The 18,431-nt window shown below is 57.6% G+C and carries 21 protein-coding genes and 1 riboswitch; of the genes, 6 read left to right on the top strand and 15 right to left on the bottom strand.

Annotated elements, in window-relative coordinates; translation table 11 throughout:
* Nucleotides 1–3: 3 nt before the first annotated feature.
* The 5 genes from BM316_RS03450 to BM316_RS03430 form a co-directional block, all read right to left on the bottom strand.
* Nucleotides 4–387 (bottom strand): NADH:ubiquinone oxidoreductase subunit NDUFA12, encoded by a 384-nt coding sequence (locus BM316_RS03450; protein WP_090204007.1) that lies wholly within the window; start codon nt 385–387, stop codon nt 4–6.
* Between the two features lie 60 nt (nt 388–447).
* On the bottom strand, nt 448–831 hold the full coding sequence (locus tag BM316_RS03445) for a RidA family protein (protein ID WP_090204004.1): 384 nt from the start codon (nt 829–831) through the stop codon (nt 448–450).
* Complete coding sequence (locus tag BM316_RS03440; protein WP_090204002.1) at nt 828–1,196, bottom strand: glyoxalase superfamily protein; 369 nt, start codon at nt 1,194–1,196, stop codon at nt 828–830. The genes BM316_RS03445 and BM316_RS03440 overlap by 4 nt, the downstream gene beginning before the upstream one ends.
* A 2-nt stretch (nt 1,197–1,198) precedes the next feature.
* The gene (clpX, locus tag BM316_RS03435; protein WP_090207466.1) at nt 1,199–2,464 is read right to left on the bottom strand and encodes an ATP-dependent Clp protease ATP-binding subunit ClpX; all 1,266 of its coding nucleotides are present in this window, start codon (nt 2,462–2,464) and stop codon (nt 1,199–1,201) included.
* Nucleotides 2,465–2,673: 209 nt separating this feature from the next.
* A complete protein-coding gene (locus BM316_RS03430) occupies nt 2,674–3,294 on the bottom strand; it encodes an ATP-dependent Clp protease proteolytic subunit (RefSeq protein ID WP_090204000.1) in 621 nt (206 codons plus the stop codon).
* Between the two features lie 133 nt (nt 3,295–3,427).
* On the opposite strand from BM316_RS03430, the gene BM316_RS03425 reads away from it, so the two are divergent.
* Together BM316_RS03425 and BM316_RS03420 are read left to right on the top strand one after the other, a co-directional pair.
* Nucleotides 3,428–3,745: an ArsR/SmtB family transcription factor gene (locus BM316_RS03425; protein ID WP_110577545.1), complete on the top strand. Its 318-nt coding sequence runs from the start codon at nt 3,428–3,430 to the stop codon at nt 3,743–3,745.
* On the top strand, nt 3,742–4,191 hold the full coding sequence (locus BM316_RS03420; RefSeq protein ID WP_090203997.1) for an SRPBCC domain-containing protein: 450 nt from the start codon (nt 3,742–3,744) through the stop codon (nt 4,189–4,191). Before BM316_RS03425 ends, BM316_RS03420 begins: the two co-directional genes overlap by 4 nt.
* 12 nt (nt 4,192–4,203) lie before the next feature.
* Here BM316_RS03420 and BM316_RS03415 read toward each other — a convergent pair whose 3' ends face one another.
* The 3 genes from BM316_RS03415 to metZ all read right to left on the bottom strand — a co-directional run bounded on the left by BM316_RS03415 (nt 4,204) and on the right by metZ (nt 8,159).
* Nucleotides 4,204–5,688: a fused MFS/spermidine synthase gene (locus tag BM316_RS03415; protein ID WP_242649731.1), complete on the bottom strand. Its 1,485-nt coding sequence runs from the start codon at nt 5,686–5,688 to the stop codon at nt 4,204–4,206.
* A gap of 3 nt (nt 5,689–5,691) precedes the next feature.
* Complete coding sequence (folE2, locus tag BM316_RS03410; RefSeq protein ID WP_207493657.1) at nt 5,692–6,795, bottom strand: GTP cyclohydrolase FolE2; 1,104 nt, start codon at nt 6,793–6,795, stop codon at nt 5,692–5,694.
* A 188-nt stretch (nt 6,796–6,983) separates the two neighbouring features.
* Complete coding sequence (gene metZ, locus BM316_RS03405; protein ID WP_090203994.1) at nt 6,984–8,159, bottom strand: O-succinylhomoserine sulfhydrylase; 1,176 nt, start codon at nt 8,157–8,159, stop codon at nt 6,984–6,986.
* A 62-nt stretch (nt 8,160–8,221) separates the two neighbouring features.
* A riboswitch (SAM riboswitch) is annotated at nt 8,222–8,299 on the bottom strand.
* An 85-nt stretch (nt 8,300–8,384) separates the two neighbouring features.
* On the opposite strand from metZ, the gene BM316_RS03400 reads away from it, so the two are divergent.
* A complete protein-coding gene (locus BM316_RS03400; protein WP_090203991.1) occupies nt 8,385–9,086 on the top strand; it encodes a glutathione S-transferase N-terminal domain-containing protein in 702 nt (233 codons plus the stop codon).
* A 124-nt stretch (nt 9,087–9,210) separates the two neighbouring features.
* Entirely contained in the window at nt 9,211–9,480 is a 270-nt protein-coding gene (locus BM316_RS03395) for a hypothetical protein (protein ID WP_131802537.1), read from the top strand.
* On the opposite strand, the gene BM316_RS03390 is transcribed toward BM316_RS03395, so the two are convergent.
* The 5 genes from BM316_RS03390 to BM316_RS03370 all read right to left on the bottom strand — a co-directional run bounded on the left by BM316_RS03390 (nt 9,477) and on the right by BM316_RS03370 (nt 14,753).
* Nucleotides 9,477–10,088 (bottom strand): inner membrane-spanning protein YciB, encoded by a 612-nt coding sequence (locus BM316_RS03390; protein WP_090203985.1) that lies wholly within the window; start codon nt 10,086–10,088, stop codon nt 9,477–9,479. The genes BM316_RS03395 and BM316_RS03390 overlap by 4 nt on opposite strands.
* Before the next feature lie 13 nt (nt 10,089–10,101).
* Complete coding sequence (locus BM316_RS03385) at nt 10,102–11,004, bottom strand: EamA family transporter (protein ID WP_090203982.1); 903 nt, start codon at nt 11,002–11,004, stop codon at nt 10,102–10,104.
* Between the two features lie 21 nt (nt 11,005–11,025).
* Nucleotides 11,026–12,357: a signal recognition particle-docking protein FtsY gene (gene ftsY / locus BM316_RS03380; protein ID WP_090203979.1), complete on the bottom strand. Its 1,332-nt coding sequence runs from the start codon at nt 12,355–12,357 to the stop codon at nt 11,026–11,028.
* 63 nt (nt 12,358–12,420) lie between these two features.
* Nucleotides 12,421–13,071, bottom strand: coding sequence for a lysoplasmalogenase family protein (locus tag BM316_RS03375; RefSeq protein WP_090203976.1), 651 nt, complete (start codon nt 13,069–13,071; stop codon nt 12,421–12,423).
* On the bottom strand, nt 13,068–14,753 hold the full coding sequence (locus BM316_RS03370; protein WP_090207458.1) for an NAD(P)H-dependent oxidoreductase subunit E: 1,686 nt from the start codon (nt 14,751–14,753) through the stop codon (nt 13,068–13,070). The genes BM316_RS03375 and BM316_RS03370 overlap by 4 nt, the downstream gene beginning before the upstream one ends.
* A 143-nt stretch (nt 14,754–14,896) precedes the next feature.
* Between BM316_RS03370 and BM316_RS03365 the strand changes: the two genes are divergently transcribed.
* Nucleotides 14,897–15,913 carry an alkane 1-monooxygenase gene (locus tag BM316_RS03365; protein ID WP_207493614.1) on the top strand — a complete coding sequence of 339 codons (1,017 nt, stop codon included), beginning with the start codon at nt 14,897–14,899 and terminating at the stop codon, nt 15,911–15,913.
* Nucleotides 15,906–16,292, top strand: a complete 387-nt coding sequence (locus BM316_RS03360) for a hypothetical protein (RefSeq protein WP_090203974.1) — start codon at nt 15,906–15,908, stop codon at nt 16,290–16,292. Before BM316_RS03365 ends, BM316_RS03360 begins: the two co-directional genes overlap by 8 nt.
* On the opposite strand, the gene xseA is transcribed toward BM316_RS03360, so the two are convergent.
* Both xseA and BM316_RS03350 read right to left on the bottom strand, forming a co-directional pair.
* Entirely contained in the window at nt 16,289–17,788 is a 1,500-nt protein-coding gene (xseA, locus tag BM316_RS03355) for an exodeoxyribonuclease VII large subunit (protein WP_090203971.1), read from the bottom strand. The genes BM316_RS03360 and xseA overlap by 4 nt on opposite strands.
* A gap of 2 nt (nt 17,789–17,790) precedes the next feature.
* Nucleotides 17,791–18,390: a hypothetical protein gene (locus BM316_RS03350; protein WP_131802536.1), complete on the bottom strand. Its 600-nt coding sequence runs from the start codon at nt 18,388–18,390 to the stop codon at nt 17,791–17,793.
* Between the last annotated feature and the right edge of the window lie 41 nt (nt 18,391–18,431).

The following is an 18,431-nucleotide window of genomic DNA, read 5'->3' as shown; positions in this document are numbered from 1 at the left end:
GCCCTATTCCGGTGACCACGCCTCGTAATCGGAACGATCGGCTGGATCGACGCGGCGCAAAGATCCGGCTGGCGCGTAGGCCGCAACGGTTCCGGTCAGATTCTCCTGATGCGGTTTTTCCCAAGTCTTGCGCTTCAGATTGGCCTCGGTCGGTGGTTCATCCCACGTATGATGAAGCCAGCCATGCCATTCTGGGCTGACGCGCGATGCTTCGTTGTCACCATTGTAAATCACCCAACGACGGCTGTCGTCGGAATTGCGATAGTAGACATTGCCTTCGGCGTCTTCGCCAACTTTTGTCCCATTGCGATTGGTCCAAAGCTGGGTCCCATAGGATTGTCCATCCCACCAGGTGAACAGTCGTTTGATGTTATGGCCAAGGCTCATAGCGCGTCTCCGAATTCGTTGCCTACTCATGCACCAAGAGAGCCAAAAGGTCCAGTAGGCTCAGGCGGGAAGCCGCGCAGTCACTTCGATCTCGATCTTCATTTCCGCGTTTTGAAGTTCGGCGCATATCATCGTTGCTGCTGGACGGGCCCTAGCGAAAACGTCCGAAGTGATTGGCCAACACTTCGGCCATTCCGATTTGTCTGGCAAGATGTAATTCACCCGCACCACGTGGTCGAGATGGCTGCCGGCATCCTCTAAAGCCTTGCCGATTGTTGCAAGCGTATTGCGGCACTGCTCTTCAATCGTCTCAGGCATTGTCATGGTGGTGTAGTCGTAGCCTGTGGTGCCTGCGACGAAGACCCAACCGTCTGCGACCACAGCGCGACTGTAGCCGATTTGATCCTCGAATGGCGATCCAGTGGAGATATGGCGGACGGTCATATGGCCTCCTGATAAAACGTGAGCCGGTTACCGAAGGGGTCCAGCACGGTCAGCTGCAGATCACCCCAAGGCTGCTCTTGTGGTGATCCAAGGCGCAGGTTCTTTTGCGGGCGTGCGGCAAGCGCCGCATGAAGCGCAGCAAGGTCTTCACACCGCACCCGGACACGCGTGCCTGGTGTCGTGTCGCCATAATGCTCCGACAGATGCAGCACAAAATCGTCGCGTTCCAGCCCCAGATAGAGAGGCATGTCTGGACCAAAACGATGTTCGAATTGCAGATCGAAGCCCAGCCAGCGGATGTAGAAATCCCGCGCCCGTTCTTCGTCAAAGATACGAAAAATCGGTGTCGCGGGACCCAAATTCATCACTAGCTCGCGGTTGCAGGCTCTTTCTTCTTGCCTTCGTCGTGGATCATCAGCGGCGCAACGTCAGACGTCACCGCCTCTTCATTCACAACCACCTCTGTCACAGTATCCATACCAGGCAGGTCGAACATCGTATCCAGCAAGATATCTTCCATGATCGACCGCAGACCACGTGCGCCCGTCTTGCGCTCGATCGCGCGTTTCGCAATCGCGCCAAGCGCATCTTCGGTGAACGTCAACTTGGTGTTTTCAAGCTCGAAAAGGCGTTGGTATTGCTTGACCAATGCGTTCTTTGGCTGCGTCAGGATGGTGATGAGCGCATCTTCGTCCAGATCTGTCAGTGTCGCGATAACTGGCAGACGGCCGACGAATTCTGGGATCAGGCCGAACTTCAGCAGGTCTTCAGGCTCAAGATCCTTGAAGATTTCACCAATTCCACGGTCATCATCTTCGCGCACGTCAGCGCCAAAGCCCATGGCCGAACCCTTGCCACGCTGGGCGATGATCTTGTCCAGACCAGCGAAGGCACCGCCGCAAATGAAGAGGATGTTTGTCGTATCCACTTGCAGGAATTCCTGCTGCGGGTGCTTGCGCCCCCCCTGCGGTGGAACTGACGCCACAGTGCCTTCCATGATTTTCAGCAATGCCTGCTGAACACCTTCGCCAGAGACATCGCGGGTGATGGAGGGATTGTCTGACTTGCGCGTAATCTTGTCGACCTCGTCGATATAGACGATGCCGCGCTGCGCACGCTCAACATTATACTCTGATGCCTGAAGCAGCTTGAGGATGATATTCTCGACATCCTCCCCCACATATCCCGCTTCTGTCAGCGTCGTTGCATCCGCCATCGTAAATGGGACGTCCAGAATCCGTGCGAGCGTTTGCGCCAGCAAAGTCTTGCCGCAGCCGGTCGGGCCGATCAGCATAATGTTCGATTTCGCAAGTTCGATATCGGACTTTTCGGCATGGTTGAGGCGTTTGTAATGGTTGTGCACCGCCACTGAGAGAACTCGTTTGGCATGCATCTGCCCGATCACATAGTCATCAAGCACCTGGCAAATCTCTGTCGGAGTCGGAACACCATCGCCAGCTTTCAGGCCAGCGGTTTTTGTTTCTTCCCGGATAATGTCCATGCAGAGTTCGACGCACTCATCACAAATGAATACGGTTGGCCCTGCAATCAGCTTACGCACCTCATGCTGGCTCTTACCGCAGAAACTGCAATAGAGGGTATTTTTCCCGTCGCCGCTGCCAGAATTCGCCATCTCAAACCTCTCGGACGTGCGTCCAATCAACATCTCTTTTCGACTATCCCAACAGTAGGACAGCCCGCCAATGTCCACAATGTCAAAATGACCTTGTGTTCATCACGAAAAACAGGGCCATCAGGCACGCCCGTTTTCGCGTGATACCTATCAAAAGACAAAGGCGGCATTAAGGCCGCCTTTGCTCAACAAGAAACTATGTCGCAGGATCAATCTTCGGCTTTCGTCCGGTTTTCCACGATCTCGTCAATCAGACCCCATTCCTTGGCCTCTTCAGGAGACATGAAGTTGTCCCGCTCCAAAGCCGCCTCAACCTTCTTGAGGCTGTTGCCGGTGTGCTTGACGTAGATTTCGTTCAACCGTGTCTTGAGCTTCTGCGTTTCGGCAGCATGGATCATGATGTCCGTTGCCTGCCCCTGATAACCACCAGAAGGCTGATGCACCATCACGCGGCTGTTTGGCAGAGAGAAGCGCATTCCTTCATGGCCAGCTGTCAGCAAGAGCGAACCCATGGAGGCCGCCTGACCGATCACCAGCGTGCTGACCTTGGGGCGAATGTATTGCATTGTGTCATAGATCGACAGACCGGAGGTCACGACACCACCGGGGCTGTTGATATACATACTGATCTCTTTCTTCGGATTCTCCGATTCCAGATGCAACAGCTGTGCCACAATCAACTGGCTCATCCCGTCATGCACAGGACCATTCACGAAAATGATCCGCTCTTTCAGGAGGCGTGAGAAAATATCGTAGGCGCGTTCACCCCGTGCGGTCTGTTCAACGACCATTGGGACAAGGTTCATGTAGGTCTCGACGGGATCTTGCATATTGTCTGCCTCTGCTTCGGACGGAACCGTCCTATTTCATTTATCCTGACAGAGTCTTAGGGTTTGCCGTCAGGGGCTTCAAGGGCACCAACGAAACCTTTGACGAATCGTAAGTGATGACTTACGGTAAGTCATGGATTACGAAGATGCAATCACGGCATTGGCCGACCCGACACGGCGCGAAATCATCAACCGCCTACGCGGCGGCCCCCTGCCCGTTTCGGCTATTGCCGCCGATATGGCAGTCAGTCGACCCGCTGTCAGCCAACACCTGCGCGTGCTGTCCGATGCCGGACTGCTGAATGTCACACCACAAGGCAACCGTCGTCTCTATTTCATTGCGCCAGAAGGCGTAGATCAGCTTCGCCGTTACCTCGATACGCTCTGGGACGATGCTCTTGGGGCGTTTGAGCGCGCGGCACGCGAAAAAGCGAAAGGAGGATCTAAATGAACGATCCCATCAAGAAATCACTGACCGTACCACTCTCGGCGCCAGAAGCGTTTGAGCTTTTTACAAGAGACATGGACACTTGGTGGCCCAAGTCTTCGCATTCCGTCAAAGGGCCGAAATCGAAACTGACTTTTCCCAAACATAAGGGCGAGCCAATCACAGAAACTGGTGAAGACGGCGAGATGGCCATTTGGGGCAAGTTGATCGCGTACGACCACGGAAGATATCTGGCATTTTCATGGTATCCTGGCCGAAACGAAAGCGAAGCCACGGTGGTCGAGGTCACATTCACGCAGACTGAGGCCGGAACACGTTGCGATCTGACTCACGGCGGTTTCGAGATACTGGGGCCAACCGCAGATGCGGTCAGCACAAGCTATCTGCACGGTTGGGATCTGGTGCTCGGCTGTTACGCATCGGCGGCGAAGGTCCCCGAAATGGCATGACGCCGTTTCCTGCTAGCGGTGACCGACCCACCCGCGGTCATCGGTAAAAGCGCGCGCGGCAGACACAGTCGTGGTGCCATATCCTTCCGGCAGCTTGTCCATTTCCACGAAGGGCACAGGCGATGCAGCAAGAACCACGTTAGCCCGACCGCTCCGTCCGGTCGGTCCTTCGATCGCGATGACATGCGGATAGACCGACGTCAGGATCGCATGCACGCCGCGCACCAACGACCCGTCGGGACGGTCAATCAGATTGACATAGACAGGCCCCGCAACAATCTCGCGCAACCGCTCATATGTCTCGAGCGTCGCAAGGTGGGCGGGCACAGAGCCTGACGAAAACGCGTCCATCACCGCTGCATCAAAGCGCTTGTCGGTTTCGTTGAGGTAGACCCGTCCATCAGCATGCACGACGTTCAGGCGCCCATTGTCTTGGTCCAGGCCAGTCTCAAACACCGCCTCCATCAAAGTCGCGGAGGCGCGCGGCAGGTTATCGCGCACAACCTGCGTGACCAGCGGGTCGATTTCGACCGCCACAGCCGATGCACCGGGGCGCGCCTCAACAAGTTGCGTGGGCAGGCTGTACCCGCCACCGCCGACAAACAAGACCGCAGGTGAGGCCCCGAGATCGGCGTCCAACCTGTCCCAGATCCACTGCGTGTATGACAAGGCAAGCGGGCTTTCGGGATCTGGTATGACGTCCTCGGCCGCCTGTGTTGTCCCGTCCGAATACAGCCTCACCGCACCGTCGCGGGTGACGACATGCAGGCAGGACAGGCCAGACTCGTATTGACACACAGGCGTCCCGGCGAACCCGGCAACCCCCACCAGACCGACGGCTGCAAGGCTGATCACAGTTTCGGATGTCTCCGGCGCGTCACCTTCATTGCCGCCACGCCGCAGGAACAAGAGGCACAGGAGGGCAATCAACCCACATGCGGCAAATGTCGCCGTCGACCCGATCAGGGGGAGCAGCAGAAATCCGGCCAGCACGGCCCCGAAGATCGCACCCACCGACCCTGCAGCAAGGACAAGACCGAGCGACGATCCCTCACGCCCCGGTCGTGCCTCCACTGCGAGCTTTGCCAGAAATGGCGATGGCAGGGTGATACAGACCGAAGCGGGGAAAAAGACCAGAATGACGCTCACCACCATACCGCCTGTGCCGCGCAGGCCAATGGCATCCAAAACGCCCAGAAAGGTCGGCGACACCGTCATCAGAACGGCTGATGCAATCAGCGCATTGCGGACGTCGCGGCGAGCGGCGGCATAAGGCTTTTCCGCAATCAGCCCGCCAAGCGCACTGCCCAGTGAGAATCCGGCAAGCACCACGGCAATGACGGTTGTCCATGTCAGGAGCGAGGTGCCAAAAAAAGGCGCAAGCACGCGGCCTGCAGCAATCTCGTAGGTTAGCCCGACGGCTGACAGCACGAGGATCAGAACGATGATCTCAGAAAAGCGCAGGCCGCGCGGCATCGCGTCAACCTGCTTTTGCATGTCTTATCCCACGTGGAAGAGCGACTGGAACAGGCGCGGATCAAGGCTCTCGGACGCAAAGGTCTCGCCTTCGGTCAGGACCGAAACCGCATCGTGGCTGTGCAGGCTTTCCTGATGGCTTGCGATCACACGGAAGTCTGAAATCCGCTCGTCCAGCTGCAACTGTTCTGTGAAGAGACGCGCCGCATCCTCGACAAAGATCGGGTTGGCGGCGTTCAGCTCTGCAAAGGCCTGTTCGTCCTCGCGTTTGACCATCACTTGCGTTTCGGTCGGAACGGCAGCACGCGCACGGTCGATCAAATCCTCAAACCAGAGCAGGTCTGCACCATCTTCCAACAAGACCGAAATGCGCGCGACGGAGCGCTGCGAATGCGGAGTCGCCAACTGACCGCGGAATTGGCGGGCATGTTCAGACAATTCAAGCGAGCACGGGCACGTTGAAGAATAGACATAGTCCAGATGGATGATCTTTTTGCGAACCCCATCCCGCTCGACCAATTCGAGCGCAATGTCATAGTATTGGTAGCCTGAGAGACCGGACCGGAGGCTTTCAACTTTCATCGGAAAGCTGAAGCGCATTTGAATGCGTGCGTCAAAGCTTTCGAGGTCAGATTTATAGGCATCAAGCGCGCGTTCGATGACGTCGAAACTGAAAGTCTCTTCAGCATGTTTGTAGAATGTCCGCATGATGCGGGACATGTTGATGCCCTTTTTTTCTGCTTCAAGAGAGACCGTGCCAGTGACAGATGTCTCAAGCGTCAGATCGCCGTTGTCGCGCGTGTGAAACCGGATCGGCAGACGGAAGTTTGAAATGCCGACATGCTGGATTTGCTGTTGCGCACCACGGATCAGGCTTGACGGACCGTTCTGCAGATCGGGCATCGAGGCCTTGTAAATCTCGTCGACCTCGAAATCCTCGGGGTAAGCACGGGCAAGTGCGGGGTAATTTGAAATTTCCTGCCCAGGGATCAAACGGGAGACGAGAGGATCAAGCGTCGCGACTTCTTCCGGGGTGACGTCATGTGCCCAACGCCGCAGCAAGGCCAGCGCGGCTTCTGCTTCTGCACGGGTCGGTTCACGATTCATGTCCGGTGAGTGGATATTCAAGGCAGCGCCCCCCTTTTTCCCATCAGGCACCCCCATCACATGGGGGTCGTCATCGGATTTTCCAACGATTTCCTGATAGATACGCTTTAGGTCGGACCTTGGATCAGTCATGCAGGCGGCCTCCCATCCGTCAGCGCCGCCCGCAGCTAAACAGCTTTTGAAGCCTGCGTCACCCTTTGGAAGCGACTTCAGAGAGACGCAATCGCCGTGCGGAGGTCCTCCAGCAGATCGCCGCTGTCCTCGAGTCCGACGCTCAACCGGATCAATCCGGGTGTGATGCCGAGCGTCGCCTTTGTCTCGTCAGACAAGCGTTGATGCGTGGTTGTCGCAGGGTGGGTTGCGATCGATTTTGCGTCGCCCAGATTATTTGAGATTGTCCAGATTTCGAGGGCATTCAGCAACTTGAATGCTTTCGCTTGCGTGCCAGCATCAATGGCCAGAACTGTGCCCCCTTTCCCCATTTGAACTTGCACCAGCGCATTTTGCGGATGCGAGACGAGGCCAGGATAGATCACGTTTTTCAGCGTTTCATCAGCTTCCAACCCTTCTGCGATCACCTGCGCCGAGGTGGCTTGCGCGCGGACACGCAAATCGATTGTCTCCAGTCCCTTCAGCATCATCCAAGCCGTGAACGGTGACATCGAACCGCCAGTATGCTTCATGTAAGGCTCAACTGTCCCGCGGATAAATTCGCGCGTGCCGAGGATCACCCCACCTAATGCGCGCCCCTGACCGTCGATGTGCTTGGTCGCTGAATAGACAACCACATCTGCGCCCTGCGCCAGTGCATCCGAGAAAACAGGTGTCGCAAAGACATTATCTACGACAACCGTCGCCCCAACCGCATGGGCCAGTTCCGAGACTTCCTTGATGTCGATAACCTCAAGCGTCGGGTTCGAGATGCTTTCGAAAAAGACAACTTTGGTATCAGGCCGGATTGCGGCCTCCCACGCGGCCAGATCAGTGCCGTCGACAAATGTCACCTCGACGCCGTAGCGCGTCAGCACCTCTTCCAGAATATAAAGACAGGACCCGAAGAGCGCGCGGGCCGACACAACATGATCCCCCGCTTTCAGCATGGACGTCAGCGCACCATTCACGGCCGCCATACCAGAAGCAGTTGCGAAACCATCTTCGGCACCCTCTAGGGCAGCGATCCGGTCCTCGAACATCGCGATGGTGGGGTTTCCGTAACGGGCATAGATGAATTCATCTTCACCAGATTTGATGAACCGCGCTTCGGCGTCCTCGGCCGTGTCGTACACAAAGCCCTGAGTGAGATAGATCGCCTCGCTCACCTCATTGTATTGGCTGCGGCGGATGCCTGCGTGTACGGCTTTGGTGCGTTTCTTCCACGTCTTCATGTTCAGTCCTCACGCCATCTTGGCGCACAAAAAAACCCCGACACCGGCCAAAGGTATCGAGGTCGTATCGCCTTGAACCCTCTTTAGCGGCATTTTTAACGTGGCCCGCAATCCGGTAACAAATCGCCACGCCAAACCGCATACGCCGCCGTCACGGTTTCGTCAAGCTGGCTTGCCAAGGATCAAAAAGATGCGAAGGTCAGGCGCAGAAGCGGAGGATAAGCGATGACAAAACCAATTGACCTGTATTTTTGGCCCACCCCAAACGGTTGGAAAGCGTCAATCGCCTTGGAAGAGCTCGCACTGCCTTACGAGGTTCATCTGGTGAATATCGGTGCCGGCGACCAGTTTAAGCCGGAGTTTCTGGCGATTTCACCAAACAACCGGATGCCAGCGATCGTCGATCACGACGGCCCGGACGGGGAACCTGTCTCAGTTTTTGAATCAGGTGCCATTCTGCAATACCTCGCACGGAAAACCGGCAAGCTCTATGGCTCAAACGAGCGGGAAAGGATCGCGGTCGAGGAGTGGCTGATGTGGCAAATGGGTGGATTGGGACCGATGGCGGGGCAAGCACACCACTTTCTGAAATATGCGCCATCCATGGATCCCCCAAACGACTTGCCCTACGCAAAGGACCGTTACAGGAACGAAACAGCACGGCTTTATGGTGTCATGGATCGTCGGTTGGCCCAGCACGCTTACCTTGCCGGTGATTTCTTCTCGATCGCCGATATCGCCTGCTGGGGCTGGGCATCACTTTGGGAGGGCCAACAGCAAACGCTCGATGATAAGCCACATCTTGCGCGGTGGCTGGAGTTGATGTGGTCGCGACCTGCCGTGAAGCGTGGGCGTGCGGTCCATGCAGAGAAGCGCGGCGACTTTCGAAAAGACAAGGCGGCCCAGGACAAGCTGTTTCGCAAATAACGCTAACCGATTCTTAGGCTCTTTGTGATTGTCTGTCTGGCGCACCGTTACGCAAAGGTTCGCCATGCACTATCGCCAGTTTCGATATCCAACTGACAGCCAGATACCTGTGCAAGCAGGCGGCATGCGAAAACGCGCAACGGTCGTCAATGTGTCACGCTCGGGTGCCAGACTTCGCGGACTGGACCATGTTAAACGTGGCGACAAACTCCAGCTTGATGTGCTGTCAAATCCGGTCGATGCCGTTGCGCTGTGGGCATCCTCAGGTGAAATCGGGATCGCGTTCAGACCCGCTCTATCGGAAAGAATACTGACCCTATTGAGGCAAGGTCACTGCGGGCCGCAAAACAAGGAAACTGCAGGTTTTGGTCACCCCTATCCTGAAATGCACTAGCCTTTGTCTGCCTCAGGATCGTCAATCAGATACTTTTGCAAACCGATAATCTGGACCCAAAGAAAGACAAATAGGACGGCCGGGAAGGCAAAGGTCTCAAGTTTGACCCAAAGGTCGGTTGATTGCGTGCGCCAGATGATCTCGTTCGCGATCGCCAGCGCAAAGAACATGGCGCAAAGGCGTCTGGTGAAGATCATCCAGCCTTCGCGTTCCATCGGGAGAAACTCTTCCATGACATACTGAAGATAGCTTTGACCGCGCAGCAAGCCGATTGCGAGCAACCCACCCATTGCACCATAGACGATCGAGGTCTTCATCTTGAAAAACCGCTCATCGTTGAACCAGGCTGTCAGACCGCCGAAGAATATCACCATAAACGCTGTGAAGACCTGCATTCGGCTCAATTTGCCGGTCAGCATCCAGAGGATGCCCATCGCGATCAACAGGATTGGCACAAAGATCAGGGCAGATACGATAAACCCTGTATATTCCGTCCCGCCCCAAACATAAGTTTCGTCACGGATGCGCAGATAAATAAGGAAAAACGCCAGCGTTGGCCCAAGTTCAAGAACTTGCTTCAGTACCGGATTGACCGTTTTGTCTGCCATGTCTGCCTTCCTCTTACCCGCCCATTTCAACGATCACAGCGCCAAGCGCAACCAGACACATCAGAAACAGTCGGCGCGGCCCAACTTTTTCACCTAAGATAAACCATCCAATGAGGGCGGCAAAAACGACAGAGGTTTCACGCAAGACAGCCGCCTCACCGACGCTGTCGAGGCGGGTGGCTAGCAGGACACCGCCAAAGCTGACCCATGCGATCAGCGCGCCAATAAACCCCTTTCTGATTAACGGACCAAGCTCCAGATCTTGCCCCATTCGGCGATAGCGCACGACTCCCAAAACTGTGAAATCAATTGCCGTCACAAAGAAAAACCACGCCAAAAACGTAAACGGGTCTGGCGACTGCCGGATCGCATAGGCGTCGTAGGTGGTGTAAAGCGCCACCAGTAGCCCGCCGACCGCCGCCCACATCAGCCCCAGCTTCAGGGTGCGTGGGTCCAGCGTCTCTTCACTGATATTGCGCACCGCAAGCAGCAGGATACCCCCCGAAAGGCACGCCACCCCGATCCACTGCACCCCAGTGAAATGCTCGCCGAAGAAAGCTGACGCTGCGATCACCGTCACGAGTGGACCCGTTCCCCGCACAACAGGGTAGACCACCGTATAGGCCGCGCGCTCATAGGCCAGTGCCATTGTCACTTTATAGGCAAAATGGACAGCGATTGCGCCAACGAGCAGCAAGGCCATGCCCAAATCAGGCCACGGCACGACGAACAGTGCAATCGGGGCAGACAAGACCGCAAGCCAGCCGTCAATCGCACCGCGCGTCAGCCAGGGGTCATAACGGCCCTTCTGAAGCGCGCCGAAAATCGCATGGGCCAAGGCCGAGACCAGTGCAAGGATAGTCGCCAGTTGCGCCCCCTGCGGGGTGCCGGCAATCGAAACAAGCCATTCACCCACAACTGACCGCCATGGTGCGCCCTACCGGTCCAGACCAACGAGGGCAGTGGCAAATTCTTCCGGATCGAAGGGGGCCAGATCGTCAATCTGCTCGCCTACGCCAATCGCGTGGATAGGCAGGCCAAATTTGTCGGCCAGTGCCACCAGGACACCGCCCTTGGCCGTACCATCAAGCTTGGTCATCACAAGGCCCGAGACATCAGCAAGCTTCTGGAATTCTTTGACCTGACTGACCGCATTCTGCCCCGTCGTCGCATCCAGAACCAACAGGGTATTATGTGGCGCGTCCGGATCTTTCTTGCGGATCACGCGGACGATCTTGGCCAGTTCCTCCATGAGATCAGCGCGGTTCTGCAACCGCCCTGCGGTGTCGATCATCAGCAGGTCTGCCCCATCGGCTTGCGCCTTGGTCATCGCGTCAAAGGCAAGGCTCGCGGGGTCCGACCCTTCGGGCGCGGTCAGCACCGGCACGCCTGCACGATCTCCCCAGACCTGCAATTGTTCGACGGCTGCCGCGCGGAAGGTGTCACCGGCGGCAATCACCACCGATTTGCCCGCCGCTTTGAACTGGCTTGCCAGCTTGCCGATGGTCGTCGTCTTGCCCGAGCCGTTCACGCCCACCACCAGCACCACCTGCGGGCGCTTGGCGTAAAGCGGCATAGGGCGGGCGACAGGGTCCATGATGCGAGAGACTTCTTTGGCCATCAGCCCCTTGATCTCGGCCACTGACAGCTTCTTGCCAAAGTTGCCCTCGGCCATGTTCGCCGTCACGCGCAGGGCGGTATCCACGCCCATGTCCGCAGTGATCAGTAGCTCTTCCAACTGCTCCAGCATGTCGTCGTCCAGCGTGCGGCGGACAACGGTCTTTGCCTCGCCACCCCCGAAAAGGCGACCCAAAATACCCTTCTTCTGAGGTTCGGCAGCTGGCGTTTCTTCCGTCAGCGGAGCGGTCAGATCGACATTCATGGTGACCGGCGTCTGCGGAGGCTCCTCGACTGGCGAAGCGTCGGGCACCTCGACCGGCGCAGGCTCTGGCACCTCCTGAGGTACACGCTGAGGAACCTCGACAGGCGCAGGTTCGGGCACTTCCTGCGGAGCGGGTGTTGGCTCTGGCTCTGGCTCTGGCTCTGGCTCTGGCTCTGGCTCTGGCTCTGGCTCTGGCTCTGGCTCTGGCTCTGGCTCTGGCTCTGGCTCTGGCTCTGAAGTGGTCTCAACCGGCGCGACTGCCTGCGCAAGCTCTTCCTCGCGCAGTTCTTCCTCCTCGCCACCATCCTGCACGATCGCGTCCAATCCTTCGTCTATCTTGGACGAGGATTTGAACATCCGGTCTTTCATTTTCTTGAAAAACGACATCGCGCGGGCCTTTCAACTGGTCTTGTCCCTCACCTAAGCCCGAAGACCGCCAGATGCAAAGGGTCAGAGGGATCGTTCAATCGCAAATGCGAAGAGAAAGAGCAGTTGCGCGCCCCAGTAGGTGGTCCAGACAAAGAATGGGGCGACCCGGGCCATGCGGTGCGCGGGTGGCCAGACAAACCGCTCCAGTCCGAGAACGATGTCCGAGGCCATGAACAAAGCGGCCGCAAACATCGCGACAACAAAACTCATCGGCAGGCTGACCGCGATCATTCCCATGGCCGCAATGATGGCCACATAGCCCGCCACTGGCCAGCGCAACGCGCCCGCGCGGGGGAAAAGGACAAAGACCATCGCGACCGAAACAAGCGCCACCAGCACGGTGAACAGGTTCACATCCATCGACGCCCCCGTTTCCAGCATCAACGCGACATAGGCCAGATGGGCCAGCGCAAAAGACACAAGCCCCGCCAAAAACGCCCTGTCGCCCGCGCGCGACAGAAAGAAGTCGCCCAGCGCCGCCAGCGCCAGCGCCGCAAACAACCACGAGACGCCGCCCAAAAGTAGCGCCGCCAGTGCCAGCCCCGCGACTGATCCTGTCTTGATCACCGTCTTGGCAAGGCTCGGTCCCTGCCAGCAGTAGCGCAGAAGGAACCACACCGACAGTAGCGCCGACCCGCCGATCAGCGCCCAAACCGTTATAATGACGTTCAAATTTCGTCCTTAAAGTGCTGCATCACCAGCTTGATCGGGTTCGGTGCCGCCTGCCCCAGACCGCAGATCGAGGCATCCGCCATCGCCGTGCAAAGCTCGGTGAGCAGCCCCTGATCCCAGGCATCCGCCTGCATCAGCTTGACCGCCTTCTGGCAGCCGACACGGCAGGGGGTACATTGACCGCAGCTTTCGTCTTCAAAGAAGCGCAGCATATTGAGCGCCGCACCGCGCGCACTGTCCTGATCGGACAGTACGACAACAGCCGCAGAGCCAATGAACGTCCCCAGCGGTTGCAGTGTGTCAAAATCAAGCGGCACATCATTGATCGTGGCAGGCAGTAACCCCGAAGACGGCCCACCCGGCTGATAGGCCTTGAAGGCATGCCCTTCAGCCATTCCGCCCGCTGCGTCGATGATGTCTATGATCGTGGAGCCCGCTGGCAGCAAATAAACCCCCGGTTTGGCGACGCGTCCTGACACTGAGTAAGACCGCAACCCTTTGCGCCCGTTCTTCTCGGTCGCGTTCAGAACCTCCGGCCCTTCGCGGACAACGCGGGCGACCCAGAGCAACGTCTCGACATTATGCACCAGTGTCGGGCGGTCAAAGATCCCCACTTGCGCCACAAATGGCGGACGATGACGCGGCATGCCGCGCTTGCCCTCAATGCTTTCGATCATCGCAGATTCTTCGCCGCAAATGTAGGCTCCTGCCCCTCGTCGCAGGTCGATGTAGCCTTCCGCAACCACGCCGGCCTGTTCCAAAGCTTTGATTTCACGACGTAAAATCTCAAGCACAGCCGGATATTCGTCGCGCATGTAGATATAGCAGGTCTCTGCCTCGACAGCCCATGCGGCAATCAACATGCCCTCAAGGAACAGATGCGGCGTGCGTTCGAGGTAGAAACGATCCTTGAACGTCCCCGGCTCGCCCTCGTCCCCGTTCACGGCCAGATAGCGCGGGCCGGGGTTGCCGCGCACAAAACCCCATTTCTTACCCGAGGGGAAACCGGCCCCACCAAGCCCACGCAGACCTGAGGCCAGCACCTTGTCCTGCACAGCCTCCCAATCGCCGCCATCGCGCAGTGCTTCTAGCTGCACATAACCACCATCAGCCATGTAGGCGTCATAGGTTTGGTAGTCAGGCAGGTGGGCGTGTGTATCGCCCGCCGCAATCGCCGCCTCGACCTTCTCGACGGTCGCATGGTCAATGTGGTTGTGCCCCAGTTCCAGCACGGGGGCCGTATCGCAACGCCCCATACACGGCGCACGCAGCACGCGAACCTGCGTTGGGTCCAGACCATCCTCAAGTGCGGCTTTCAATTGCTGCGCCCCCGCCAATTCACAGGAAAGCGAATCGCAGACGCGGATTGTCAGCGCAGGCGGTGGGGTTTCGTCCTCTTTCACCACATCAAAATGGGTATAGAAAGTTGCAACCTCATAGACCTCGGCCTGAGACAGGCGCATTTCTTCGGCCAATGCGCGGAGATGTGGGGCAGAGAGATGGCCGTAAGCATCCTGAATCAGATGCAAAAACTCGATCAAAAGATCGCGACGCCGCGGTTGGTCCGCCAAAAGCGCTTGCACGTCGGACCACGCCTGATCGTCCAACTGGCGGCCTTTGGGACGATGGCGCCCCTTACCCTTTCCGGATTTCCAAACGCCCTCTCGGTTGTCCAATGCCATTGCTGATCCCTCGCCCTGATTGCCGCCAAAATACTGCGCGACGTCTGTCCAAACCACGCAAAAGCGACACCAAAAGTGACCAATACGCGCATCACTGCGATTTGTACTCTACTTCGCGGAAACGCGTGGTAACTATCCGAAACATGAAGAAACCGATCCTGCTTTTCAGCGCTGCAACACTGGCTCCTGCGATCATGATCGCGGCCGGCGCAGTGTGGGGTGGCGGATGGGTCGTGGCTGCGGTCGTTTATCTGACGGCAATGACCAGTTTGCTGGATCGGCTGATCACGCATGAAAGCGCCGCGGGCGAAAGCGATGGTGACGACATCTTGTCTGTCGTGATTGCACTGGCCCAATTTGCTATCATTCCACTTTCGGTGTGGGCGCTGACCGGCGATCACCTGGGCCCGCTGGCAAAAGCGGGACTTTTCTTTGCGACAGGTCTTTGGCTGGGGCAAGTCAGCAACGCCAACGCGCACGAACTGATCCATCGGGGCAGCAGGACGCTGCACCGGCTCGGCATGCTTGCCTACACCACAATGTTGTTCGGGCATCACACCTCTGCACATGTGCTGGTCCATCACCGTTACGTTGGCACCAAGCACGATCCCAACACCTCCCGCAAAGGGGAAAGTCTTTACCGGTATATCATCAGGGCATGGACCGGATCATTCCGCGAAGGCTATCGGGCCGAGAAAGCACGGCTGGCCCGTATCGGCCGCCCAGTTTGGCGCAATCCCTATGTCCTCTATGTCGGTGGCGCTGTGGTTTGCATGGCAGCCGCGCTGGCACTCGGCGGCATAGAGGCACTGATCGCCTACGTCGGACTTTGTGCCTATGCACAGTCGCAACTGCTGATGTCCGATTATGTCCAGCACTACGGGCTGACCCGCAAGACGGACGCGAACGGCAAACCCGAGCCAGTCTCAGCCCGCCATAGCTGGAACAGCCCGCATTGGTTCTCGTCCGCGCTGATGCTCAACGCGACACGCCACTCGGACCACCACGCGCACCCTGCCCGGCCCTACCCAGAACTCAGCATCCCCGTAGACGCACCGATGTTGCCACGTCCACTCCCCCTGATGGCAAGTATCGCGCTGGTGCCACCGCTCTGGCGCAGAATCATGGACCCACGTGTTGCAAGGTGGAGAGATGCGTAAGCTTCTGATACTATTGACACTTGCCGGTCCTGTCGCCGCTGACGACCGCATGAGCGCCCAAGAGTTTGAAAAATACGTCACGGACTGGACGATTACCTTTCGCACCGACTTCATCGAACTCTTCGGTGTCGAGCGCTACCTGCCGGGCCGCCGTGTGATATGGTCTACATTCAACGGCCAGTGCGCCTACGGCGTCTGGTTTGAAAGCAAAGGCGATATCTGTTTTCGGTACGATGGCGACCCCGAGCACAAATGCTGGGCGATCTTCGACACGCCTCATGGAATGCGTGGTGAATTCACGACGCGTCCGAATACAACTGTCATTTACGAGTTGCCCGAACGGGACGATCCGCTGATCTGCAACGATCTTTCGTCTTAGAACAATTTGCCCTGAGGGTCCCGGTCAAGCGCCAACCGGCCATCGGCAAACTCAATCTCCAGTGACTTTGCTTGCGCCGCCTCTGCCTTGCCCGTCACCACGGCACCATCGCCGCGGACAACCGCATAACCGCGCTTAAGAGTTTCGACGTAGCCCAAAGTCTCACGCAGACGTTCAAGCGCATCCAGCCGCGCGCGACGTTCGCTTTGCTGACGGCTCGCGCGATCAGAAAGCCGCTGCAATACGACATTCATTCGTTCAGACTGACGCTCGAGACGCGTCGCCAGCGTCTCCGTCCGTAATCCTCGCGCAGATTGAGTGAGATTTCGACGGGCATCTGTTGTGCGTCGCTCCAGCGCCGGAACGAGTCGTTGCGAAAGAGCATCCAGCCTGCGCCGGTCTTCGGCCAGCCGCCGCGTCAAGATCGCGGGCCGCAAAGCCGCCTCCGACATCTGCAAACGCTTCTTGGCTGCGGCGCTCCGCAAGGCGGCAGGCAGGCGTTCAGCCAGATAATCGAGACGCTGGCGTGGTCCTTCGACAAGGCTTTCAACCTGCGGCAAGGCCCGCCCCAGATCCCGTAACCGCTGCTGGCGTTGCGTGATCCCTGCTGTCAGTGCGCGGCTTAATCGGGCACCTTGCTGATCCGTCCATGCCAAAAGTTCCATTCTGACCGGCACTGCGAGTTCGGCTGCCGCCGTGGGTGTCGGGGCACGAACATCTGAAACAAAATCAATGAGTGTCGTGTCAGTCTCGTGGCCCACCGCCGAGATCAGCGGGATATCCGATGCGGCGGCCGCACGTGCCACTATTTCTTCGTTGAACCCCCACAGATCCTCCAATGATCCGCCGCCGCGTGCCACGATCAGCAAATCGGGGCGTGGCAGTGCCCCACCAGGTGTGAGGCGATTGAAGCCCTCGATCGCGGCTGCTACCTCAGGCGCACACTTCGCGCCTTGCACTGCAACCGGCCAGACCAAGACCTTTCGCGGAAAGCGGTCGCGCAAGCGGTGCAAAATATCTCGGATGACCGCACCGGATGGTGACGTCACGACGCCAATGATCTCCGGCAGGAACGGCAACGGTTTTTTGCGTTCTGCGGCAAACAAACCTTCAGCGGCAAGCTGCGCCTTGCGCTTTTCCAGCATCGCCATCAGGGCACCGGCACCCGCCGGCGCGATATCCTCGATCACCATCTGGTACTTCGACTGCCCGGGGAAGGTGGTCAGCTTGCCTGTAGCGATCACCTCCATCCCTTCTTCGGGAGGGTGCGCCAACGCCTGTGCGCGGCCCTTCCAGATCACCCCGGCCAAGACCGACCGATCGTCCTTGAGGTCCAGATAGACATGACCAGAGCGGGGCAAAGACACACGCCCCACCTCGCCCCTCACACGGACATGACCAAAACCACCCTCTATGGCCTTTTTGACGGCACCAGAAATCTCAGAGACCGAGAATTCAGGCGTGTTGTCCGCCGCGGGATCATCAAAAAGGTCCAAGCTTACTTTCCTTCGAATGACTGGTTGCTGAGTGGCAACGAAGAGAGCTTCCACCGCAAGAACAAGATAGAAAGCACCACTGCAAACCCAAAGGCGGCAAAGATTAACGAACTGAATACCGCCGCAAGTACAAAGGCTGCGAAGGCGATCATCCAGAAGACAAAGTGAGACAATCGCTCAAGCGTATAATCTGGGTCAGGCCAATACTGCACCTGTGGTCGCCCGAATTCCTGCGCGTAGTATTCAAGTGTCCGCACATAGTCAGGATCATCCTGAAGCGGCAAAGGAGCTGCCTCACCTTCTGGGCGATACAGGGTTCTGCCCAGGATTCTGGGGCAAAAATCGTCGTAATACGCCTTCTTGTCTTCGGCATGCATACGCCACACCAGATCGACAATTGGAGAGGGTGACAGCGGCTCAGATGAACTGCCTGCAAGATACATATAGCGGCGATATTCTTCGACCAAAGTATAGCAAACATCGACAGAATGCCCGGTCTCTTCGACGAGGCGGTCAACCAAAGATCGGGTCAATGGTCTTTCATGAAAGCTGTACCCCTCCAGCCTGTGCCACAGCCGTCGGTCGGATTTCGTCGGCTTCATCGCCTTACTCTTTGACTGTTCTCATCCTCAATCCGAGCCTA

Source organism: Yoonia litorea, from assembly GCF_900114675.1.
Taxonomy (GTDB): Bacteria; Pseudomonadota; Alphaproteobacteria; order Rhodobacterales; family Rhodobacteraceae; genus Yoonia; species Yoonia litorea.
The sequence above is the reverse complement of the archived record's forward strand: the minus strand, read 5'-3'. Positions and strand labels throughout refer to the sequence as shown.

What these genes read in the sequence shown, in the direction of transcription:
- BM316_RS03450 (WP_090204007.1), bottom strand. Translation starts at nt 387, where the DNA reads ATGAGCCTTGGCCATAACATCAAACGACTGTTCACCTGGTGGGATGGA.
- BM316_RS03445 (WP_090204004.1), bottom strand. Translation starts at nt 831, where the DNA reads ATGACCGTCCGCCATATCTCCACTGGATCGCCATTCGAGGATCAAATC.
- BM316_RS03440 (WP_090204002.1), bottom strand. Translation starts at nt 1,196, where the DNA reads ATGAATTTGGGTCCCGCGACACCGATTTTTCGTATCTTTGACGAAGAA.
- clpX (WP_090207466.1), bottom strand. Translation starts at nt 2,464, where the DNA reads ATGGCGAATTCTGGCAGCGGCGACGGGAAAAATACCCTCTATTGCAGT.
- BM316_RS03430 (WP_090204000.1), bottom strand. Translation starts at nt 3,294, where the DNA reads ATGCAAGATCCCGTCGAGACCTACATGAACCTTGTCCCAATGGTCGTT.
- BM316_RS03425 (WP_110577545.1), top strand. Translation starts at nt 3,428, where the DNA reads ATGGATTACGAAGATGCAATCACGGCATTGGCCGACCCGACACGGCGC.
- BM316_RS03420 (WP_090203997.1), top strand. Translation starts at nt 3,742, where the DNA reads ATGAACGATCCCATCAAGAAATCACTGACCGTACCACTCTCGGCGCCA.
- BM316_RS03415 (WP_242649731.1), bottom strand. Translation starts at nt 5,688, where the DNA reads ATGCAAAAGCAGGTTGACGCGATGCCGCGCGGCCTGCGCTTTTCTGAG.
- metZ (WP_090203994.1), bottom strand. Translation starts at nt 8,159, where the DNA reads ATGAAGACGTGGAAGAAACGCACCAAAGCCGTACACGCAGGCATCCGC.
- BM316_RS03400 (WP_090203991.1), top strand. Translation starts at nt 8,385, where the DNA reads ATGACAAAACCAATTGACCTGTATTTTTGGCCCACCCCAAACGGTTGG.
- BM316_RS03395 (WP_131802537.1), top strand. Translation starts at nt 9,211, where the DNA reads ATGCGAAAACGCGCAACGGTCGTCAATGTGTCACGCTCGGGTGCCAGA.
- BM316_RS03390 (WP_090203985.1), bottom strand. Translation starts at nt 10,088, where the DNA reads ATGGCAGACAAAACGGTCAATCCGGTACTGAAGCAAGTTCTTGAACTT.
- ftsY (WP_090203979.1), bottom strand. Translation starts at nt 12,357, where the DNA reads ATGTCGTTTTTCAAGAAAATGAAAGACCGGATGTTCAAATCCTCGTCC.
- BM316_RS03370 (WP_090207458.1), bottom strand. Translation starts at nt 14,753, where the DNA reads ATGGCATTGGACAACCGAGAGGGCGTTTGGAAATCCGGAAAGGGTAAG.
- BM316_RS03365 (WP_207493614.1), top strand. Translation starts at nt 14,897, where the DNA reads ATGAAGAAACCGATCCTGCTTTTCAGCGCTGCAACACTGGCTCCTGCG.
- BM316_RS03360 (WP_090203974.1), top strand. Translation starts at nt 15,906, where the DNA reads ATGCGTAAGCTTCTGATACTATTGACACTTGCCGGTCCTGTCGCCGCT.
- BM316_RS03350 (WP_131802536.1), bottom strand. Translation starts at nt 18,390, where the DNA reads ATGAAGCCGACGAAATCCGACCGACGGCTGTGGCACAGGCTGGAGGGG.